This window comes from Pseudomonas fluorescens (assembly GCF_018614655.1).
Classification (GTDB): Bacteria; Pseudomonadota; Gammaproteobacteria; order Pseudomonadales; family Pseudomonadaceae; genus Aquipseudomonas; species Aquipseudomonas fluorescens_BX.
Map to the genome: position 1 here is coordinate 15025 of NZ_JAGGOG010000023.1, position 20128 is coordinate 35152.

Annotated in this window: 25 protein-coding genes and 1 pseudogene; 11 read left to right on the forward strand and 15 right to left on the reverse strand. The window is 59.1% G+C overall.

Annotation, left to right across the window (positions count from 1 at the left end; all coding sequences use genetic code 11):
- Window positions 1-261 precede the first annotated feature (261 nt).
- A complete protein-coding gene (locus J7E41_RS22300; protein WP_214996297.1) occupies window positions 262-1053 on the forward strand; it encodes a crotonase/enoyl-CoA hydratase family protein in 792 nt (263 codons plus the stop codon).
- Between the two features lie 9 nt (window positions 1054-1062).
- Here the strand turns inward: J7E41_RS22300 and J7E41_RS22305 are convergent, their stop codons facing one another.
- The gene (locus J7E41_RS22305; protein ID WP_214996299.1) at window positions 1063-1818 is read right to left on the reverse strand and encodes a spermidine synthase; all 756 of its coding nucleotides are present in this window, start codon (window positions 1816-1818) and stop codon (window positions 1063-1065) included.
- 142 nt (window positions 1819-1960) lie between these two features.
- On the opposite strand from J7E41_RS22305, the gene J7E41_RS22310 reads away from it, so the two are divergent.
- Window positions 1961-3307: a class II 3-deoxy-7-phosphoheptulonate synthase gene (locus J7E41_RS22310; protein WP_214996301.1), complete on the forward strand. Its 1347-nt coding sequence runs from the start codon at window positions 1961-1963 to the stop codon at window positions 3305-3307.
- Here J7E41_RS22310 and J7E41_RS22315 read toward each other — a convergent pair.
- Together J7E41_RS22315 and J7E41_RS22320 are read right to left on the reverse strand one after the other, a co-directional pair.
- Complete coding sequence (locus J7E41_RS22315; RefSeq protein WP_214996302.1) at window positions 3287-4516, reverse strand: winged helix-turn-helix domain-containing protein; 1230 nt, start codon at window positions 4514-4516, stop codon at window positions 3287-3289. The two genes, J7E41_RS22310 and J7E41_RS22315, sit on opposite strands and share 21 nt — an antisense overlap.
- Before the next feature lie 64 nt (window positions 4517-4580).
- Complete coding sequence (locus J7E41_RS22320) at window positions 4581-4787, reverse strand: DUF1127 domain-containing protein (RefSeq protein WP_353049422.1); 207 nt, start codon at window positions 4785-4787, stop codon at window positions 4581-4583.
- Between the two features lie 70 nt (window positions 4788-4857).
- Here J7E41_RS22320 and J7E41_RS22325 point away from each other — a divergent pair, with 70 nt between their 5' ends.
- Window positions 4858-5739 (forward strand): LysR family transcriptional regulator, encoded by an 882-nt coding sequence (locus J7E41_RS22325; RefSeq protein ID WP_214996304.1) that lies wholly within the window; start codon window positions 4858-4860, stop codon window positions 5737-5739.
- Here J7E41_RS22325 and J7E41_RS22330 read toward each other — a convergent pair.
- Window positions 5729-6478, reverse strand: coding sequence for a sulfite exporter TauE/SafE family protein (locus tag J7E41_RS22330; protein ID WP_214996305.1), 750 nt, complete (start codon window positions 6476-6478; stop codon window positions 5729-5731). The genes J7E41_RS22325 and J7E41_RS22330 overlap by 11 nt on opposite strands.
- 109 nt (window positions 6479-6587) lie before the next feature.
- Between J7E41_RS22330 and J7E41_RS22335 the strand changes: the two genes are divergently transcribed.
- From J7E41_RS22335 to J7E41_RS22345, 3 genes are all read left to right on the forward strand, one after another.
- A complete protein-coding gene (locus tag J7E41_RS22335) occupies window positions 6588-7538 on the forward strand; it encodes a LysR family transcriptional regulator (protein WP_214996306.1) in 951 nt (316 codons plus the stop codon).
- A 76-nt stretch (window positions 7539-7614) separates the two neighbouring features.
- Entirely contained in the window at window positions 7615-8067 is a 453-nt protein-coding gene (locus J7E41_RS22340; protein WP_214996307.1) for a MarR family winged helix-turn-helix transcriptional regulator, read from the forward strand.
- A 148-nt stretch (window positions 8068-8215) separates the two neighbouring features.
- Entirely contained in the window at window positions 8216-8635 is a 420-nt protein-coding gene (locus tag J7E41_RS22345; RefSeq protein ID WP_214996308.1) for an organic hydroperoxide resistance protein, read from the forward strand.
- An 87-nt stretch (window positions 8636-8722) separates the two neighbouring features.
- Here J7E41_RS22345 and J7E41_RS22350 read toward each other — a convergent pair whose 3' ends face one another.
- Window positions 8723-9295, reverse strand: a complete 573-nt coding sequence (locus J7E41_RS22350) for an elongation factor P (RefSeq protein ID WP_003172723.1) — start codon at window positions 9293-9295, stop codon at window positions 8723-8725.
- A 49-nt stretch (window positions 9296-9344) separates the two neighbouring features.
- Window positions 9345-10478, reverse strand: a complete 1134-nt coding sequence (gene earP / locus J7E41_RS22355) for an elongation factor P maturation arginine rhamnosyltransferase EarP (protein ID WP_214996310.1) — start codon at window positions 10476-10478, stop codon at window positions 9345-9347.
- 136 nt (window positions 10479-10614) lie between these two features.
- Between earP and J7E41_RS22360 the strand changes: the two genes are divergently transcribed.
- Both J7E41_RS22360 and J7E41_RS22365 read left to right on the forward strand, forming a co-directional pair.
- On the forward strand, window positions 10615-10983 hold the full coding sequence (locus J7E41_RS22360) for a hypothetical protein (protein WP_214996312.1): 369 nt from the start codon (window positions 10615-10617) through the stop codon (window positions 10981-10983).
- A 15-nt stretch (window positions 10984-10998) separates the two neighbouring features.
- Window positions 10999-11481 (forward strand): GreA/GreB family elongation factor, encoded by a 483-nt coding sequence (locus J7E41_RS22365; RefSeq protein WP_214996315.1) that lies wholly within the window; start codon window positions 10999-11001, stop codon window positions 11479-11481.
- Between the two features lie 5 nt (window positions 11482-11486).
- Here J7E41_RS22365 and cysB read toward each other — a convergent pair whose 3' ends face one another.
- The 5 genes from cysB to J7E41_RS22390 all read right to left on the reverse strand — a co-directional run bounded on the left by cysB (window position 11487) and on the right by J7E41_RS22390 (window position 15414).
- Complete coding sequence (gene cysB / locus J7E41_RS22370) at window positions 11487-12461, reverse strand: HTH-type transcriptional regulator CysB (RefSeq protein WP_179449628.1); 975 nt, start codon at window positions 12459-12461, stop codon at window positions 11487-11489.
- Between the two features lie 104 nt (window positions 12462-12565).
- On the reverse strand, window positions 12566-13066 hold the full coding sequence (locus J7E41_RS22375; protein ID WP_169353753.1) for a universal stress protein: 501 nt from the start codon (window positions 13064-13066) through the stop codon (window positions 12566-12568).
- A 70-nt stretch (window positions 13067-13136) separates the two neighbouring features.
- Window positions 13137-14054: a 5'-nucleotidase gene (locus tag J7E41_RS22380; RefSeq protein WP_155584342.1), complete on the reverse strand. Its 918-nt coding sequence runs from the start codon at window positions 14052-14054 to the stop codon at window positions 13137-13139.
- A gap of 14 nt (window positions 14055-14068) precedes the next feature.
- Window positions 14069-15031 (reverse strand): putative 2-dehydropantoate 2-reductase, encoded by a 963-nt coding sequence (locus tag J7E41_RS22385; RefSeq protein WP_214996317.1) that lies wholly within the window; start codon window positions 15029-15031, stop codon window positions 14069-14071.
- The gene (locus J7E41_RS22390) at window positions 15028-15414 is read right to left on the reverse strand and encodes a thioredoxin (RefSeq protein ID WP_214996319.1); all 387 of its coding nucleotides are present in this window, start codon (window positions 15412-15414) and stop codon (window positions 15028-15030) included. Before J7E41_RS22390 ends, J7E41_RS22385 begins: the two co-directional genes overlap by 4 nt.
- On the opposite strand from J7E41_RS22390, the pseudogene J7E41_RS28150 reads away from it, so the two are divergent.
- Window positions 15413-15552 (forward strand): annotated as a pseudogene (locus J7E41_RS28150) (PilZ domain-containing protein); the annotation flags it as partial. The gene J7E41_RS22390 and the pseudogene J7E41_RS28150 sit on opposite strands and share 2 nt — an antisense overlap.
- A gap of 136 nt (window positions 15553-15688) precedes the next feature.
- Window positions 15689-16765: a 3-deoxy-7-phosphoheptulonate synthase gene (locus tag J7E41_RS22395; protein ID WP_155584338.1), complete on the forward strand. Its 1077-nt coding sequence runs from the start codon at window positions 15689-15691 to the stop codon at window positions 16763-16765.
- A gap of 81 nt (window positions 16766-16846) precedes the next feature.
- On the opposite strand, the gene J7E41_RS22400 is transcribed toward J7E41_RS22395, so the two are convergent.
- Window positions 16847-17128, reverse strand: coding sequence for a GNAT family N-acetyltransferase (locus J7E41_RS22400; RefSeq protein WP_155584405.1), 282 nt, complete (start codon window positions 17126-17128; stop codon window positions 16847-16849).
- Window positions 17129-17742: 614 nt separating this feature from the next.
- Between J7E41_RS22400 and oprI the strand changes: the two genes are divergently transcribed.
- Window positions 17743-17994 carry an outer membrane lipoprotei OprI gene (gene oprI / locus J7E41_RS22405; RefSeq protein ID WP_003172710.1) on the forward strand — a complete coding sequence of 84 codons (252 nt, stop codon included), beginning with the start codon at window positions 17743-17745 and terminating at the stop codon, window positions 17992-17994.
- Window positions 17995-18129: 135 nt separating this feature from the next.
- Here oprI and J7E41_RS22410 read toward each other — a convergent pair whose 3' ends face one another.
- From J7E41_RS22410 to J7E41_RS22420, 3 genes are all read right to left on the reverse strand, one after another.
- Window positions 18130-19098, reverse strand: a complete 969-nt coding sequence (locus J7E41_RS22410) for a L,D-transpeptidase family protein (RefSeq protein WP_214996321.1) — start codon at window positions 19096-19098, stop codon at window positions 18130-18132.
- A gap of 71 nt (window positions 19099-19169) precedes the next feature.
- The gene (locus J7E41_RS22415) at window positions 19170-19463 is read right to left on the reverse strand and encodes a hypothetical protein (RefSeq protein WP_003218723.1); all 294 of its coding nucleotides are present in this window, start codon (window positions 19461-19463) and stop codon (window positions 19170-19172) included.
- A 58-nt stretch (window positions 19464-19521) separates the two neighbouring features.
- Complete coding sequence (locus J7E41_RS22420; protein ID WP_214996323.1) at window positions 19522-20127, reverse strand: arylesterase; 606 nt, start codon at window positions 20125-20127, stop codon at window positions 19522-19524.
- Between the last annotated feature and the right edge of the window lies 1 nt (window position 20128).

Here is a 20128-nt window from a genome sequence, read left to right on the forward strand (position 1 = left end):
GAAGCTGGCTTCGGGGAATTGCACTACCTAAACGCGGCCCGGTTAAAGGCCGGCGCGCACTATACCGGAAATAGCTGAAAAAGGGAGCTTTTTTTATCGGAAAAACCCGATAAACAGCTCTGTATCAAAGGCTTTGCACATCCTGATAGCAACGTCTATTTTTCAAAGGCCCGGCCCTGTTGGTCATGACACTTAAACGGTTCACCTTTCGCAGCGGGCCCTTCGGTCCGAACGCCCCCTTTGCGCCCGAGGACACACCCCATGAATCAAGCCAGCAGCAGCCGCGTCAGCCGTGAACAGCAAGGCCATGTTCTGTTGCTGGGACTGAACCGGGTGGCCAAACGCAATGCCTTTGACCTGGAGCTGCTCAACGAACTAAGCCTGGCCTATGGCGAATTTGATCGTAATGATGAAGCGCGGGTGGCTATCGTCTTTGGCCACGGCGATCACTTTACCGCCGGGCTGGACCTGGCAAACGTCGGACAGGCAATGGCTCAGGGCTGGCAACCGCCGCTGGGAGGTTGTGACCCCTGGGGCGTATTCGCAGGCCCCAGGGTCAGTAAACCGGTGATTGTCGCGGCTCAGGGCTATTGCCTGACCATCGGCATCGAACTGATGCTGGCGGCGGATATCAACCTGTGCGCCAGTAATACCCGCTTCGCGCAGATGGAAGTACAGCGCGGGATCTTTCCCTTTGGCGGCGCAACCCTGCGCTTTCATCAAATTGCCGGCTGGGGCAATGCCATGCGTTGGCTGCTCACCGGTGATGAGTTTGATGCTCACGAAGCCCTGCGACTGGGCCTGGTGCAAGAAGTGATGGCCAGTGAAGACCTGCTGCCGCGCGCGCTGGAGCTGGCCAACCGTATTGCTCGGCAGGCACCGCTGGGCGTGCAGGCAACCCTGATGTCGGCACGCCAGGCCCGAATCGAAGGTGAAACAGCCGCCGCGGCCGGTTTGCCCGTGCTGGTGGAGAAACTGCTGAACAGTGAAGATGCCAAGGAAGGTGTCCGGGCCATGATTGAAAAGCGGCCCGGTGTATTCAAAGGACTCTGACCCCGTGCCTCAAGTTGCCGGCCGAATAGCCTTGATCAACGATTGCAGCGAATACCCCAATCGTGGCGCAAGGCCCTCGGCCCGGGTGGACAGCGCTGCCAGATCGAGTTCCTGATCCAGGTCCGCCGGCACAATCAGGATCACATTGCCCTCCTTCACCGGCAACTCCCAGTAATGCCGGTGATACAGACCGCGCAACAAGGCGGCGCCCAACGGTTTGCCATCATCGGTCGCCCATTGATTGATCACCAGCCAGCCGCCGGGATTGAGCTTCTTCTGGCAGTTTTCCAGGAAAGTCCAGGCCAAGTGACCGACACCCGGCCCCACGTCGGTATAAAGGTCGACAAAAATCAGGTCCGCCAGCTCTGCCGTTTCCAGCAACTGCAGGGCGTCGCCGACACGGATATACAAACGCGGATCGTCATCCAACCCCAGGAACTCGATAGCCAGGCGCGGCACATCGGGGCGCAGCTCAATGGCTTCGACATCTTCCAGGGGCAGGAACTTGAGGCAGGCCTGGGTCAAGGTGCCAGCCCCCAAACCGAGGAACAGCGCGCTTTCCGGCTGCTCATGGCACAACGCGCCAATGAGCATGGCGCGGGTGTAGTCATACTCCAACCAGCTCGGATCAGCGGTAAACACGCAGCTCTGCTCGATGGCGTCGCCAAACTCAAGAAAGCGGTAATCGGCCACTTCCAGCACACGGATCATGCCGAAGTCATCATGGACCTCGGCCAGCAGGCGCTCGACGCGCTCCTCAGTCATGACTACTCCTAACGTCCACCAACAAGGTCCAGCCGCCTGTTCCCAAGCGGGAAAGGCGCGATTGTCGGCGAACCGACCGCAGCAGGTCACGCACTAATTGCTGATAACATGGCTCTCCGACTATAAATCACTTGAGTTCATGATGAGCCAACCCTGGAGCCCCGATAGCTGGCGCGCCCTGCCGATCCAGCAGCAACCCCAGTACCCTGACGCTGCGCACTTGTTGCGGGTCGAGCAGACCCTGGCCAGTTATCCGCCTCTGGTATTCGCCGGGGAAGCCCGCGAGTTGCGCCGTCAATTTGCTGAGGTGAGCAGCGGTCGCGCCTTCCTGCTGCAAGGCGGCGATTGCGCGGAAAGCTTTGCCGAGTTCTCGGCGGCGAAAATCCGCGACACCTTCAAGGTGCTGCTGCAGATGGCCGTGGTCATGACCTTCGCCGCCGGTTGCCCGGTGGTCAAAGTCGGGCGCATGGCGGGTCAGTTCGCCAAGCCGCGTTCGGCCAACGATGAGATCATCGACGGCGTGACCCTGCCGGCTTACCGGGGCGACATCGTCAACGGTATCGGCTTCGACGAAAAAAGCCGGGTGCCGGATCCTGAGCGCCTGTTGCAGTCCTACCATCAGTCCACCGCCACCCTGAACCTGCTGCGGGCCTTTGCCCAGGGCGGTTTTGCCGACCTGCACCAAGTGCACAAGTGGAACCTGGACTTTATCGCCAACTCCGCCCTGGCCGAAAAATACAGCCAACTGGCCGACCGCATCGATGAAACCCTGGCGTTCATGCGCGCCTGCGGCATGGACACTTCGCCGCAACTGCGCGAGACCAGCTTCTTCACCGCCCACGAAGCCTTGCTGCTCAACTTTGAGCAAGCGTTCGTGCGCCGGGACAGCCTGACCAACGACTACTACGACTGCTCAGCCCACATGCTGTGGATTGGCGATCGCACCCGTCAACTGGATGGGGCTCACGTCGAGTTCCTGCGCGGGGTGAACAACCCGATCGGGGTCAAGGTCGGCCCGAGCATGAAGCCGGAGGACTTGATTCGCCTGATCGACATCCTCAACCCGGACAACGATCCGGGCCGTCTCAACCTGATCGCGCGCATGGGCGCCAACAAGGTCGGCGATCACCTGCCCAACCTGATCCGCGCCGTACAGCGCGAAGGCAAACAGGTGCTGTGGAGTTCCGACCCGATGCACGGCAACACCATCAAGGCCAGCAGCGGCTACAAGACCCGCGACTTCGCGCAGATCCTCAGCGAGGTGAAGGAGTTCTTCCAGGTGCATCAAGCCGAAGGTACTTACGCCGGCGGGATTCACATCGAGATGACCGGGCAGAATGTGACCGAGTGCATCGGTGGCGCGCGGCCCATTACCGAAGATGGATTGTCGGACCGCTACCACACCCATTGCGACCCCCGGATGAACGCCGATCAGTCGCTGGAATTGGCGTTTTTGATTGCAGAGACGTTAAAACAGGTCAAGCGCTAAGAGCGCCACTCGCAACCGCGCCGCACTGGCCCGCGGGCAATTGAGCTGTATCCGCTCAAGCCCCAGCCAGTCGGCCATCTGCCGCAGATTCAAGGCCAACGCCAGCATCCCTTCCTCATCCAACCCTGGTTCCTCTTCGTGCACCGCATGCACCGCCAATCGCCCGGCGGCGCGTTCGGCCCGCAGGTCGACCCGAGCGGCGATTCGTTCATTGTGCAGAAACGGCAGCACGTAATAGCCATACACCCGCTTGTGCTGTGGGGTGTAGATCTCCAGCCGGTAGCGGAAATCGAACAGGCGCTCGGTGCGGCTGCGCTCCCAGATCAGCGAATCAAAGGGTGACAACAATGCGCTGGCGGGCACCTTGCGCGGGACTTTCGGCTCAGGCGCGCAATAGGCGAACTGCTTCCAACCCTGGACCTGACACGGAACCAATAGCCCCTCCTCCACCAACTCTGCCAACCGCGCGCGGCTGTCAGCCGGCTCCAGGCGAAAGTAATCGCGCAGGTCTTTTTCAGTGCCCACACCCAACGCACTCGCGGCCTGCAACAACAAACCGCGTTGCGCCTCAGCCTCGCTCAAGGGCGCCTGCTGGAGAATCTGGGCAGGAATCACACGCTCGGGCAGATCATAAAGCCGCTCAAATCCACGACGCCCGGCGACAGTCACCAAACCCGCCGCGAACAGCCACTCCAAGGCGTGCTTTTCATCGCTCCAGTCCCACCACGGGCCCGCGCGCTCTTCACGCGTCGACAAACTGCCGGCACCCAAAGCCCCCTGCTGCTCGACGACGGCCAGAACCCGGCGAATGGTGGCTTGTTGCTCACGCCCAAAACGCGCCATTTGCTGATAAATCCCTTCACCCTGCTCAGCCCTCGCCATGCGCCAGCGCATCAATGGATAAAGTGCCATCGGCAACAGCGAGGCTTCATGCCCCCAGTACTCAAACAGCGAGCGCCGTCGACCCTGGCTCCAGGCCGCTTGCTCAAGAATGGAAGGAGAGTAGTTGCCCAAGCGGGAGAACAGCGGCAGGTAATGGGAACGCACCACGGCATTGACCGAGTCAATCTGCAACACACCCAGGCGTTCGATCAGACGATTGACCTGCACAGCCTTGATCAACGCAGGCGGCTGGCGCCCGGAAAAGCCTTGGGCCGCCAGCGCCAGACGTCGGGCTTGCTTGAGGGAAAAGGACAGTTCTGCAGGCATGTGCATCTCCTTGTATGCTCGCAAACTACCCTACTGCAGCCCGTGTTGTGTAGGGACACCCGCGTCATTTTCGCAGCGGGTCTTCCCAAAAGTGACGGTGGCTTTCCAACTCGACATCGGCGCGGCTCAGGCCGATATCCTTTAATGCATCGTCGCTCATGCCGGCCAATTCCACGCGCTCGCGGCGCAGCATCTGCCAACGTGCCATCCTCTGAAACAGCCCACGAAAGGGTTGCTTCACCATCAACACATAACCTTTTTGACCTTTCATCATTTCGCCCTCCAGTGGGGATGACTGAAGTCTGTGCCTGGGTCTATGATCAATCCAACGAATGTTTCTTATGCAATACATCTCGGAGATTGATCGATTGTCCAGCTACCCCAGTATCGACACCGAAGTGCTGCGCACCTTCGTCGCCATTGCTGATCAAGGCGGCTTTACCCGCGCGGGCGAGCAGGTCAACCGCACCCAGTCGGCGGTGAGCATGCAGATGAAACGCCTGGAGGAAGATGTGCTGCAGCGCAAGCTGTTCGAGCGCGATGGTCGCCAGGTCAGGCTGACGCCAGAGGGCCAGGTGCTACTGGGCTATGCCCGCAGGATCCTGAAATTGCACAGCGAGGTGTTCAATACCCTGCGCGAGCCGCACATGGTCGGGCTGGTGCGCATCGGCACACCCGATGACTACGTGATGCGGTTTTTGCCAGGCATCCTCAAGCGTTTTTCCAAGGCTTACCCACTGATCCAGATTGAAATGCATTGCGAGTCGTCAACGGTGCTGATGCAACGCCGAGACCTGGACCTGACCGTCGTCAGCCGCGAGCCGGGTAATGAAATCGGTGAATTGCTTCGCCATGAACGCATGGTCTGGGTCGCCGCTCCCTGCTTCTGCGTGGATGAACACACCGCACTTCCCCTGGCCGTTTCCGGCATGGACGGCTTCTGCACCCAATGGACCCGCGCGGCGCTGGATGCTGATGGGCGCGAATATCGCCTGGCCTATCACAGCTCAAACGGCGCTGCGATCCAGGCGGTGGTGGGTGCCGGCCTGGCGGTCACGGTCACCATGGAAAGCCTGGTGACCGAAGACCTGCGGATATTGGGCGCTGCCGAAGGCTTCCCGCCTTTGCCATCGGTCAATCTGCGGCTGCTGCGTAATACGCGCACGACCTCCCCGATCACCGAGTGCCTGGCCGAGTACATCATCGAAGGCTTCAAACTTTAAAGGTCAACATCACCGCACAGACCACCAGAAAGCCGCAAAACAGGCCGCGCAGCATACGTTCTGGCATGGCATGGGCAACCTTTACGCCCCAACTGATGCTTAACAGACCGCCAACCGCCAACGGCACACCGATCGCCCAGTCCACCTCATGGTGGTAGGCGTAGGTCACCAGGGTCACACCGGTACTAGGCAGGGCCAATGCCAGTGACAAACCTTGAGCAACCACCTGGCTGGTCCCGAAGATACTGGTCAATACCGGCGTCGCAACCACCGCGCCACCCACGCCGAACAAACCGCCCATGGACCCGGAGGCAGCGCCCAGTACACCGAGCCACGGCCATGAATAACGCATCTGCGCCGACGGCGGCGCATTGCTGGTGAACATGCGCAGCAGGTTGTAGGCCGCCAATGCCAGCAAGAAGACAATAAAGCCGACCCGCATCACGCCCGCATCAATACCCACCGCCCAGATCGACCCCAGCCAGGCAAAGCAGAATCCCATCACGCCCAGCGGCAGCGCATGACGCAGTTCAATCCGGTTGCGCTGGTGGTAACGCCACAACGCGAGCATCACATTGGGGACGACCATCACCAGCGCCGTGCCTTGGGCGATTTGTTGATCCAGGCCAAACAGCACGCCCAGCACCGGGATGGCAATCAGTCCGCCACCAATGCCAAACAAGCCGCCAACCGTGCCCAATAGCGCACCCAACAGCCAATACATCGCTAAATCCGCCACCACTTGCTCCTTCGCAATCCAGTGTCTTGCATGCTACGCAGTCCCCTCTGGCGTGGAAACGCACAGCAACGCACAATGGCTATGCCAATTTCGCACAAGCAGCGCCGCCATGAACCCCAACACCCTGACCGATCAGTTAAGCCTGTTTCTTGATGTGCTTGAGACGGGAAGCTTTTCCGCAGCGGCTCGACGTCATCCGCTGAGCCCTTCCGCCGTCGCCCGCCGGATCGACAGCCTGGAGACTTCGGTGGGTAGCCGCCTGTTTTTGCGCAGCACCCACGCCGTGGTACCGACACCGGCGGGACTGGCCTTTGCCGAGCGGGCGCGGCGGATCGTCAGCGAATTGCAGCTGGCGCGTGCAGAGGCAGTGTCGTTGAGCCATGCGCCGGAAGGCTTGATTCGTGTAGATGCCCCGGCGGCTTTTGGTCGACGGCACCTGGCGCCGGTGATCGCCGATTTCCTCAACGTCTACCCTGGCCTGGATGTGCACCTGCACTTGATCGACAGCTTCGTCGATATGCAGGGCGCGCATTTGGGCAAGGTCGACCTGGTCTTGCGCGCCGGGCACATCGTCGATACCCGGTTGATTGCCACGCCCCTGGCCAGCATCGTACGCATCGCCTGCGCCAGCCCGGCCTATCTGAAAAATCGCGGCACACCGACTCATCCCCGCGAATTGAGCGAACATGACGGGCTGGATTGGGAGGGCCTCGCTCCGTTGTTTGCCTGGCGCTTCGAGCTGGACGGACGCAAGACCACCTATCGACCACAACGCATCCGCATGAGCGCCAACAATGCCGAAGCGTTGCTTTCGGGTGCCTTGGCCGGGCTGGGTATCGCGCACCTGCCGACTTGGCTGGCCAGCGAGTACCTGGTGCGCGGGGAATTGGTGCCGCTGTTCTGCGAAAACGGCCTGCCTACGCCGGAAACCGCCGGGATTTATGCGCTGCGCCTGGAACAGCATGCCAACGCCCGCAGCCGGTTACTGCTGGAATACCTCAAGGCACGTTTCAGCCCTGTCCCGCCGTGGGATCTGGCATTGCAGAGCGGCTTGGGCTGACCACCCGAACAGAATTATCTGGCGCGTTAAAGGTTTGCCCGCTAGATTCCTGATCAGACACGTTTAAGGCATCGCCATGACTACCCTCCCCGACACCTGTGAATCCTTACTGCTCGACAACCAGCTGTGCTTCGCCCTGCACTCCACGTCGTTATTGATGACCAAAGTGTACAAGCCCTTGTTGCAAGCCCTTGGCCTGACCTACCCGCAGTACCTGGCGATGATGGTGCTATGGGAAGAGGACGGCTTGACCGTGGGCGAGATCAGCAGCCGCCTGCTGACTGATCCGGGATCCCTTACGCCGCTGCTCAAACGACTGGAAGTAGAAGGTCTGTTGAGTCGTACCCGCAGCCGGGAAGACGAACGAGTGGTGGTGGTTGAACTGACCGACACCGGACGCGCCCTACGGGACAAGGCCATGGATATTCCTCAGTGCATCCTCGGCGCCAGCGGGCTGGACATTGAACAGTTACGCAAACTGCAGGCTGATTTGCTGACGTTGCGCGCAAACCTGCAGGCCAGCGTGTAACCCCGCCGCCTGTAGGCGCCCTCCTCGCGCCTACAGAATGCGAATTTTTTGTAAATTTATCTTGCGCACTAAATATTAGCGCGATACATTCATATCATCACTTACTTAGCGCGCAAACTTTTAGCGCATACCTCGCGAGGAATACATCATGCAAACGCTCTATACCGCAGTAGCCACCGCCACTGGCGGCCGTGATGGTCGTGCCATTTCCAGCGACAACATCCTTGATGTCAAACTCTCCACCCCAAAAGAACTGGGTGGTGCCGGTGGCCAAGCCACCAACCCAGAACAACTGTTCGCTGCCGGTTACTCCGCCTGTTTCATCGGCGCCTTGAAATTCGTCGCCAGCCAGACCAAACGCAAAATCCCGGATGATGCTTCGATCACCGCCCACGTCGGTATCGGTCAGATCCCCGGTGGTTTCGGCCTGGATATCGACTTGCACGTAAGCCTGCCCGGCCTGGCCCAGGATGAAGCGCAAAGCCTGGTCGATGCTGCCCACCAGGTATGCCCCTACTCCAACGCCACCCGCGGCAATGTCGATGTACGCCTGCACGTCATCGTGTGACACCCGTCACGCCCGAAGTAAAAACTGACGCGCACAAAAAAGCCCGACTCAATGGTCGGGCTTTTTTTCGTATCGGTGTCGCCAGAATTACTTCTTGGCGCGACCTTTGTACGAACCACCTTCACGGGTGTCGATCTCGATCAGGTCGTCGATTTCGATGAAATCGGCTACTTGCAGTTCGGTACCGTTGCTCAGTTTGGCAGGCTTCATCACTTTGCCCGAAGTGTCGCCGCGAGCGGAACCTTCGGTGTAGGCAACCTTACGCACGATAGTGGTCGGCAGCTCTACGGAAACCAGGCGCTCTTCGAAGAAAATAGCTTCGCAGACGTCTTCCATGCCTTCTTCGATGAACGGCAGAACGGCTTCGATATCTTCAGCGTTCAGCTCGTACATGGTGTAGTCGGTGGTGTCCATGAACGTGTAGGTGTCGCCGCTGATGAAGGACAGGGTCGCTTCTTTGCGGTCGAGGATCACGTCGTCCAGTTTGTCATCGGCGCTGTAGACGATCTCGGTCTTGTAACCGGTCAGCAGGTTCTTCAGCTTGGTCTTCATGATGGCGCTGTTACGACCAGACTTGGTGAACTCAGCTTTCTGAACCAGCCAAGGGTCGTTTTCGAGACGGATCACTGTACCGGGTTTCAGTTCTTTACCAGTTTTCATTGCGTATATCCGAAATTTGGATGGGATTTACAAAAATCAAGGTCGCGTATCATATCCAATTTACATAAAACTGTACCAGCGCCGTCGCAAGATCGGGCTGGGAGCCTTGTTCCAGACACCATTTTTCAGCGTGAACGGTCAATTCCGGCCAATGCTCCATGAACATTTTCCAGCCATATGCCATATCGCCATCAGCGTTCCAGGCCTGCCAAAGGCTGACCAGCGCAGTTTTCGCGGCCGGTGACAAGCCTTCGGTGTACAGCTCGAGGAAGGCGTCGAGCTTGTCCAGGTGAATGTCTTCATCCTGACGGTAGATGTGCCACAAGAATGGGCGACCGGCCCATTGCGCCCGCACAAACGAGTCCTCGCCACGCACGGCGTTGAAGTCGCAGCACCACAGCAAGCGGTCGTATTGCTCCTGACGTACAAACGGCAGTACTTGCACGGTCAAGGCATCTCGTTGCTGCACATCGCCCACACTCAACGACTCAACACCCAGCCAACGCTGCACGTCACCCAGGATTCGCCCTTCCGGAACCAGCAGATGGGTTGCACGCCCGTCGGCGGCCAATACGTCGAGCCAACTGGCCAACCCGGCGTTTTCATAGGCAAACAACGACATCAGCCGCGCGCCCACAGCCGGAAACACCCCGAGTGCTTGCAGAAACTGTTGCTGCAATGCGGCGTTCCGCTGAAAGGCCGCGCGCTGATCCAGTAACCCCGCTTCACGCAATAAGCCACCCGTGCCCGCGCGAAAGCCCGGAAAAAAGAAGTACTTTTGTACGCCCTTGAATTTCACGGACGGCAGGCCGTGGCAGCCGACTACCCAGTCCTCGGCGCTCAGATAGTCCAGGTTCATCCACAAAGGTGTGCGTTCCCGCCCGGCCATTTCTTCCATATAGCCAGGTGGCAATTGGCAGGCGAATGCCGCGATCACCACGTCTGCGGCCTCGGTCGCCGGCCAATCCGCAGGCCAGCGGTGTACATCGACGCCCTCCTGCACCTGTCGGTCCAACCGCACATCCACCTCGGGGCACATGCGCTCGAATGCGCGCAGGTCATCCACCCACAAGCGCACCTCGCAGCCGTGCTCCGCTACCAGTTGCCGGGCCAGGCGCCAGGTCACACCGATGTCGCCGTAGTTGTCGACGACGCTGCAAAAAATATCCCAGCGGGCTTTCATTCCGGGCTCCAACGTTCAAAGGCTCGATTGTCCGCATAAATGCACCGATGCAGAAGGGTTGATCGCGATTATTCTGCGCGCTGCTGTGGGACAATCGGCGCCATGCTACAACGCAAATGCCCGCCAGGAGGCCGTCATGTCTGATCGTCCGTTCTCGCTGTTCAAACTCAGTATCGCTGTGGCCTTTGGACTGTGGCTGGGGTTTATCGCCATTGTGCTGACCGTGTGGCTGGCGTCCCGCTATTTGCCAGAGCACACCGTAGCGCCCGTAGCTCAGGCCATGCAGCAGTTGGGTAAACCCGCGGCGGCGGCACCGGAACCGCCGAACCGCATGTTCGAACAGTACCAGGAGAACCTGCGCAAACAGGAGCAGCAACAGACGCTGGACCAGGCGCGCAACAACCCGCGTAACCTGTCCAACCCCAAATGCCAGTTCTGGCTGCAACAAGACCAGAACGCCCCCAGCGACAAGAGTCGGGCCAATGCCCTGCAATTTTGCGACTGATGATCAAGCAGACCCATGAATAAACACGCCGTCCACCCGTTGATCCTGGAAAAGCTCGCGGTCGATCTTGATATCGCCCAGCGCGCCGCACAAACCGCCTACGAAACCGCGACCCATGAAGAAAACATCGCGGAGAACAAATACGACACCCTCGGACTCGAAGCGTCTTACCTGGCGGCCGGACAGGCCAGGCGGGTCGAGGAAATCAAACTGGCGCTGACTCGCTGCCAGAACATGAGCCTGCGTGCCTACGACGAGCAACGGGGTATTGAGGTGGGTGCGCTGCTGGGGCTGGAGGATGATAACGGTCGCCAGCAATGGCTATTTTTAGCGCCGGATGCTGCGGGCTTGAAGGTCGAAGTGGTCGGGCAACCGGTGACCGTCATCACCCCTCTCTCGCCCCTGGGCAAAAGCCTGCTAGGAAAGTTCGAGGGTGATGAAGTGGAGATTCTGGTGGCAGGCGCTCGGCAACAGTTTGCTGTTACCGAGGTCAAGTAAGCCGCTCAATGAACCGGTAGTTCAACGCCGTCGAACAGCTCTTCCAGTTCCTGCTTGTTGTGGCACTGGATGGCCTTGGCCATGACTTCACGGGTCAGGTGCGGGGCGAACTTCTCGATAAAGTCGCACATGAACCCTCGCAGGAAGGTACCGCGACGGAAACCGATCTTGGTCACGCTGGACTCGAACAGTTCACTGGCGTCGAGCACCACCAGGTCTTTGTCGAGGGTGGCGTCGACCGCCATCTTCGCGACGATACCGACGCCCAGCCCGAGGCGTACGTAGGTTTTGATCACGTCGGCGTCGGCGGCAGTGAAGACTACTTTCGGGGTCAGGCCACGATGGCTGAACGCTTCGTCAAGTTTCGAGCGGCCAGTAAAACCGAACACATAGGTAACGATCGGGTATTCAGCCAGGGCTTCCAGGGTCAGCTTCGGCAGCTTGGCCAGCGGGTGACCCTGCGGGACCACGACGCAACGGTTCCAGCGGTAGCACGGCATCATCACCAGGTCGCCAAACAACTCCAGGGCCTCGGTGGCGATGGCAAAATCGACGGTGCCGTCAGCGGCCATCTCGGCGATCTGCATCGGCGACCCCTGGTGCATGTGCAGGGCAACGTCCGGGTACTGCTTGATGAAGCTGCTGATCACCGGCGGCAGCGCATAACGAGCCTGAGTGTGGGTGGTGGCGATCGACAGGGTGCCCTTCTTCTCGTTGGAGAATTCCTGGGCGATCTGCTTGATGCTTTCGACTTTGCGCAGGATCTCGCCAGCGGTGGTAATGATGCGCTCGCCGGCAGGTGTGACGCGGGTCAGGTGCTTGCCGCTGCGGGCAAAGACTTCGACGCCCAACTCATCTTCGAGCAGGCGGATCTGCTTGCTGATACCCGGTTGCGAGGTGTAAAGGCTTTGAGCGGTAGCGGAAACGTTGAGGTCGTGGTGCGCCACTTCCCAGATGTAGCGCAGTTGTTGAAGCTTCATATGTGTCCCTCAAAGCAAATAGACGCCACGGGTATCAGCGACGGTATATAACTATATTAAAGGTTGAACAGATAAATCTAGAACTTTTTATCCTTTCCTACCCATCACACGTCATCACTGCGTCGACGCTGCAACAGCGGCACCAGGTATACCGGCACCAGCGAGAGCTGCAACACCCGTGCAGCGGTTCGCCCCAGAGGCGTTGCCACTCCGACAGCCTGGCTATGACTACCTACGATCAACAAATCCACCGAGAGTTTCTGTGACTGGTCGAGAATCACCTCGCAGGGATCGCCTTGAATCACTCGCACCGACCGAATCAACTTGAGGTCCTGCTCGCCGTCCCCCAGCTCCTCGCGAAGACTGTCCAGTACCCGCTGCTCGATGTTGGCCATCACCGTCGCCAGCCCTTGGCTCTGCCATTCACTCAGTGCCTGCTCATCAAGGTAGCTCTGCAACACCGATTCAGCGAACAGGCCGATGGGCTCCACCACATGAATCACATACAACTCGGCGTTGAACGTCCGCGCCAACGCCAGCGCATGCTGCATCACATAGGGCGCATACAGACCGAGGTCAGTGGCATACAGCATCGAACCAATCATAGGACCTCCTGGACTGCCAGGATGGCGGGGATTGATTCAGCTTAGCAGCGCCTTCGGGAGTTCGATGGACTTAGCTCTCTGTGTGTATTTTCAGCTCGTTGCTGATGCCATGGGGAACGTGACCCGTGGCCACCACCTCCCTGGCTTTCTCGCAATGACCGGCCTGATCGTCGAAAAAAACGTCGGCGGCAAAGGCCTCGAGAAACGCCGACTTTTCCAGGCCACCCAGGAACAGAGACTCATCCAGCCGGATATCCCACTCGCGCAAAGTGCGAATCACTCGTTCGTGAGACGGTGCCGAACGCGCCGTCACCAGTGCCGTACGGATCGGGCAGGCATCATCAGGAAACTCACGCTGCAACAGGTTCAGCGCCGCCAGGAAGCCCTTGAACGGGCCTCCGCGCAGAGGCTCCCGGGCCGACTCACGCTCGCTGGCCTGGAACGCTTCCAGGCCGGCCGATTGATAGACCCGCTCCGATTCATCGGAAAACAGCACCGCGTCGCCGTCGAAGGCGATCCGCAATTCCGCACTGGACGCCCGGCGGGCTCCCCCAGACAGAATGGTCGCCGCAGCAAACCCGGCATCCAGAGCGCTGCGCACATCGTCAGCGTGGGTGGAGAGAAACAGGTGACAGCCAAAGGCGGCCAGGTACGGATAAGGACTACGCCCGCCCACGAACGCGGCGCGGGAAATATCCAGGCCGTAATGCTGGATCGAGTTGAACACACGCAAACCGGTGTCTGCGCTGTTGCGTGATACCAGCACCACCTCGACCCGGGCACGGCCCAGGCTGGCGTTGAGGCTCAAGAGTTTTTTGACCAGTGGGAAAGCGTCACCCGGTTCAAGGGTTTCCTCCTCATGGTCAATCTGATACTTGCGGTAAGCCTCGACGCCTTGCGCCAGGTAGACCTTGTGGCTTTCGCTCAGGTCAAACAGTGCTCGCGAAGAAATCGCCAGCACCAGTTTGTCGCCCATTCCCTTAGCCATGTTGTTTCCCCCGCTCAGCAGTTACGTCGATCAATAAAGCTCAAGGCCTGGTAGAGCGCCTGCATCCGCGGCAATTCACAACCCGCAGCCCGGGCAGCGGCCAAGGGTCGAGCGTAGATGGCAGCCAGTTCCAACGGGCGCTTGTGCAAATAATCGTGATACATGCTTGGCCAGTAGTCGGTGAGGCTCTCGGTCATGGTGAACATCTGCTCGGCATAACTGGAGGCAATCTCATGGCCGCACGCTCGCGCGCCTTGCACCACTTCGGCCATCAACGCTTGGATCAGTTCACGGCTGGCCTCGTCGGCCATCAATGCCGTGGTCCCCGCGCCCAGCAAGACCGAAAGACCGTTATACGGCACATTCCACACCAGTTTATGCCAGCGCGCCTGATGCAAGTTGGGCATGGCCTGGGAATCGATGCCCGCCTGATGAAACAGTGCGGCGCCCTCCTCGACGATCGCTTGTCGCCTGACCTCATCATTCGCGGCGGCGCCACTGTGATAACCGAGGTTGACCCGGCCCATCGCCTGATGCTCGACGATACCGGGCCCCGAGCGATGGACACAGATATAGCAAAGGCCGCCGAGTACATGCAGCGAGTCCGGCAGGTGCTCGCGCAAGCTGTCTTCGACATCCAGGCCATTTTGCAGCAGCACCACCTTGGCATCCGGCGCCGCTACTTGAGCAATAGTGGGTGCCAACTCGACGTTACCGGTGGTTTTCGTCCCCACCAGTAGCCAGTCACACAGCGGCATATCCGCCGCACTGGCATAGGCCTGGACCGGATGCAGGCTCAATGCTCCATGCACCGCACTATTGAGTTGAAGGCCTCGATCACTCACCGCCGCGTATTCGCTGCGTAACAAAAAGTGCACGTCGAACCCGGCACGCGCCAGCATCAATCCGTAAAAGCCCCCAATGGCACCAGTACCGATAATCCCGATCCGTGGCGACTGCGTGATTGCTCCGCTCATGGCAATTCCTCTGGTGTACGTGTAAGCGCCTCATGCATGCCGGCGTCAAGATCATGAGCCGTCAGACGTGCCTGTAATTGCCCGTGGAACTGACCCTCGCATACCACAAACAACGCCGGCAAATGAAAAATCCCGTAGCGCGCGACCGCTCCGCCATTATGGCCGGCATCAATCCAGCACACTCGGTCCACCGGCAGGTTCCAGCCTGGCAATTGCTGGCGTGCCCAACGGCAACTGGAACAACCGGCGCTGGTAAACACCAGCAGCGACGTCCCTGGCAGCGCTAACAATTGCTGATCGATATCCAGATCGGTCAACTCCAGTTCCTTCACTCTACTGCTGCTGCCGCCGCCAATTGGACGGTGCTCGGAATCCGTGTGCATGGGTCGTTTCTTGCCTCACCCTGATGATGTTTCTGTTGAGCTGACACAACCCCCTACCCCCGCATTCCCCACCCACGGCTGCACACTATCGGCCTGGGCGGCGTCGCATGCAATTGCCCTTGTGCAGCCAACGCTGGATTAAAGCGGCCTTTGCCCATTGTCGAGCAGGCTTGTTACGCGCTAAGGTTCCTCCCCCCTTGCACTTAAATCATGCTGTGCTCCGCCGCACGGGGATCGCTGGCGGCCGGCACCCGTGACCCTGACGAGTAACACGATGGCTGATTTACCGATCAACGACCTTAACGTCGAATCCAACGAGACCCTGATCACACCCGATCAGCTCAAGCGCGAAATTCCTTTGAGCGACGCTGCCTTGCAGACCGTCACCAAGGGCCGCGAAGTCATTCGTGACATTCTCGACGGCACCGACCACCGCCTGTTCGTGGTCATCGGGCCCTGCTCGATCCACGACCTCAAGGCCGCCCACGAGTACGCCGAGCGCCTCAAGGTGCTGGCCGCGGAAGTGTCCGACACCCTGTATCTGGTCATGCGCGTCTATTTCGAGAAACCGCGCACCACCGTCGGCTGGAAAGGCTTGATCAACGATCCGTACCTGGATGACTCGTTCAAGATCCAGGACGGCCTGCACATCGGCCGTCAGTTGCTGCTGGACCTGGCGGAAATGGGCCTGCCGACGGCAACCGAAGCCCTGGACCCGATTTCCCCGCAGTACCTGCAAGACCTGATCAGTTGGTCGGCCATTGGCGCGCGCACCACCGAATCCCAGACCCACCGGGAAATGGCCTCCGGCCTGTCCTCGGCCGTGGGCTTCAAGAACGGCACCGATGGCGGCCTGACCGTGGCAATCAACGCCCTGCAGTCGGTTTCCAGCCCTCACCGGTTCCTGGGGATCAACCAGGAAGGTGGCGTGTCCATCGTCACCACCAAAGGCAACGCCTACGGTCACGTGGTACTGCGCGGCGGCAACGGCAAGCCCAACTATGATTCGGTCAGCGTCGCCCTGTGCGAACAGGCGCTGAACAAGGCGAAGATCAAGCCGAACATCATGGTCGACTGCAGCCACGCCAACTCCAACAAGGACCCGGCACTGCAACCGCTGGTGATGGAAAACGTTGCCAATCAGATCCTCGAAGGCAACCAGTCGATCATCGGTCTGATGGTCGAAAGCCACCTGAACTGGGGTTGCCAGGCGATTCCAAAGGACCTGGCCGACCTGCAATACGGCGTGTCGATCACCGATGCCTGCATCGATTGGTCCGCCACCGAGAACACCCTGCGCAGCATGCACGCCAAGCTCAAAGACGTGCTACCCAAGCGCACACGCGGCTGAAAAAAACTGCGGACACAAAAACGCCGGGCTTTTAGCCCGGCGTTTTTTTTGGATGCTCACTTCACCATGGCTCTATGAAGCTCAGAGCTTTGCGGCATGACGCTGGTGACGCTCCATGTAGCGCTCCACGTAGGAGCAGGATGGGATCACCGTGTAGCCTGCCTCTTCGGCATATTTCAGTGCTTCCTCGGTGAGCGCAGCGGCAATACCGCGACCTCGCAAGGCATTGGGCACGAATGTCCGATAGATATCCAGGGTCTGCTTCCCGAGGTCCATATAGGTCAGGTAGGCACGATGACCGTCCACATTGGTCTCGAACTGATGACCAGCCTGGTCATGGTGGATGGACAACGCCTCGCTCATCACTACTCCTCGCGGGTCTTGGTTTATGACCCCTACCTTACCGATGTTTTTCCGGCGAAGGAACATCTACGCCACCCCGTGCCGGTTCCGACAACGAGAAAAGCCTTACAGCGCTCACAACCCGCACGTAGGAATAGTAGGCGCCAATCGCGCAATTGCTCAAGGCAAACTCGTCATCCTCCCGCGCTGGCGGACATAGAAACGGCCAATCGAACATCCTTAGGTCGATGGCCTGAACATTGCCGGCAGTTGAAGCTTGAGACGAACACTCGCTCTTAAAGTCACCTCAACATGCACAAAAGATACCGACTGGTGCAAAGAGAATCTGAACAAAAGTGTCAACGCTGATATATAAATTGACTTGTGTTTACACGGCTTAACACATGCTGGCCGGCCCTTTCAGCCTGGATCCAATTTTCACCAGAGTGCAAAAAATTGGATAATTTTTATACAAAGTCTCAAAAGATTAGCCAAAATAGATTCTGCACAAGAATTTTTTTTGCTTCTTGCGCTACGTCAGTTTACTTACTACAAGTAATGGGTAGTATGTACGCCGGCTATTAGCTCACTCTGAGAAAGTAGCCATTAATAGAAAGTCCTTGAAGGGGAACACGATGAACAACGTTCTGAAATTCTCTGCTCTGGCTCTGGCCGCAGTTCTGGCTACCGGTTGCAGCAGCGTCTCCAAAGAAACCGAAGCTCGTCTGACTGCAACTGAAGACGCAGCAGCTCGCTCCCAGGCCCGTGCAGACGAAGCCTACCGTAAAGCTGATGAAGCTCTGGCTGCTGCTCAAAAAGCACAACAGACTGCTGACGAAGCTAACGAGCGCGCTCTGCGCATGCTTGAGAAAGCAAGCCGCAAGTAATAGTCCTTCGGGGTTATTATCAAGCCGATCCATTTTTGGATCGGCTTTTTTATTGCCCGCAATCTGGTCTCGGAATAGAGGCAATAAAAAACCCGTCATCGCGCAAGGCCATGACGGGTTGTTGATCCTGTAGCGTTACTGCTGCAAGTCGACCGGCGTGCTCGACACCATCGGCGCCCCACCCGGCACACCGATTTCCGTCGGCAGGCCATCTTCCGCTGCGACCACGTCACGTACCTGATCCCAATTGATCCGCAGGTTATTGGACAGGTCTTCACGCTTGAGCAATGCGTTGATCACCGCAGTGTGCTTGTCCACCACCGATGGCGTGCCATCGTCGTTCAATGGTGTATGCGCCTCCAGATAGACCTTGCCACCGGCCGAGCCAAACTTGTAGGCATCGCTGATGATCCGCACGGAAGTACCCACCGGCACCATGCCGGCCATTTCCAGCACGTTGTTGTTGAACATGCGGAAGCAGCCGTGGCTGGTACGGGTACCGATGCCAAATTTCATGTTGGAACCGTGAATCAGGTAGCCCGGCGTGCCCAGGGTGAACTTGAAAGGTCCCAGCGGATTATCAGGGCCAGCCGGCACCACATTGGGCAGCGGGTCGCCGTTGGCGGCGTGCTCAGCCTTGATCGAAGCCGGAGGAGTCCAGGTCGGGTTCGGCGTCTTGGCGATGATGCTGGTGTGGGCAATCGGCGAGCCCCAGCCTTCACGACCAATCCCCAGCGGGAAGGTGTAAACGACGTTCTGGCCCTTGGGGTAGTAGTACAACCGGTACTCCGCGAGGTTGATCACAATGCCCTCACGGGGACCCGGCGGCAGGATGAAACGCGTCGGCAGTACGATTTCGGTACCCGCGCCCGGCAACCAGGCATCAACGCCCGGGTTGGCCGCGACCATCTCCGAGTAGCCCAGGTCGTAAGTGGTGCCCAGATCGGCAAAGGTATCTTCGTACTTGGCCTTGATCACCTGGACCTGGCCGACAATGTCTTCACCCGGCGGCGGTAAAGGTAACTGCAAGGCTGCAGCAGAACCGGCTGCGCAGAGCGCGGCGAGAGACAGGCTGCAGGTGACAGCGGAAAGGCGAGACAACATCCGGGAATACCTTCGCAGATCGACGGGTAGTGAATAATGATTGTACACGGGTGCCCGGCGGGCACCCACCTTCAAAGCTCGAAGCGCAGCTCCGGCCAGATCGGTGGGGTACCACGCTTCTGGGATTCGAGGATCGCCCGACACAATGGGCACAAGCGCTGGTCCTGGAAGATGGAACGATCCACCGATGACCAACGCGGCTGGGCAGGCAGCAATGTGCCACAGAGGGTGCGGTCGATCGAGCCGCCCAACTCCAGTTGACGCGTCACCAGATGCACCCGGACTTCCTGGCAGGCGAACAGATCCAGCTGCTCGTCAGGCTCGATCAGTTGATAGGCAAACAGGGACCAGGCAGGGCGCGACATCGAGGGCTCCAAATCGGGGGGGCGCCACCTTAGCCGAAAGACCGCTGCTAGAAAAGCGTCATAGCAGCGGTTTTAGCGTCGGCCAGACATTTTCCAGCAACTTGCCCTGGGCGCCGACCGCCGGATGCAGTTGATCGGCCTGCATCAGCTCTGGATGGCCGCCGACGCCCTCGAGGAAAAACGGTACCAAGGGGATCTTTTTCTCCTCGGCCAGCGTGCCATAGACCTCGGCAAACGCCTTGGTGTAGCGCGGACCGTAATTGGGCGGTAACTGCATGCCCAGGAGCAGCACTTTGGCCCCCCCGGCCCTGGACTGGTCGATCATCGACGCAAGATTTTGTTTCAATTGAGCTGGCGGCTGCCCACGCAGCCCATCATTGCCTCCCAACTCAAGGATCACCAGGTCCGGCTTATGCTCTGCAAGCGCCGCCGGCAGCCGTGCCAGGCCACCAGCGCTGGTGTCGCCGCTAATGGAGGCATTGACTACTCTGTCGTCGAAACCTTCGCTCTTGAGCCGCTGCTCAAGCAATGCGACCCACCCTTTGCTGGTATCCAGGCCGAAACCGGCACTGATACTATCGCCAACGATCAGGACTGTACCCGCCGCTGCGTTCTGGGCCATGCACATCAAGGCCAGGCCAGCACTCAAAAACCACATTCGCATC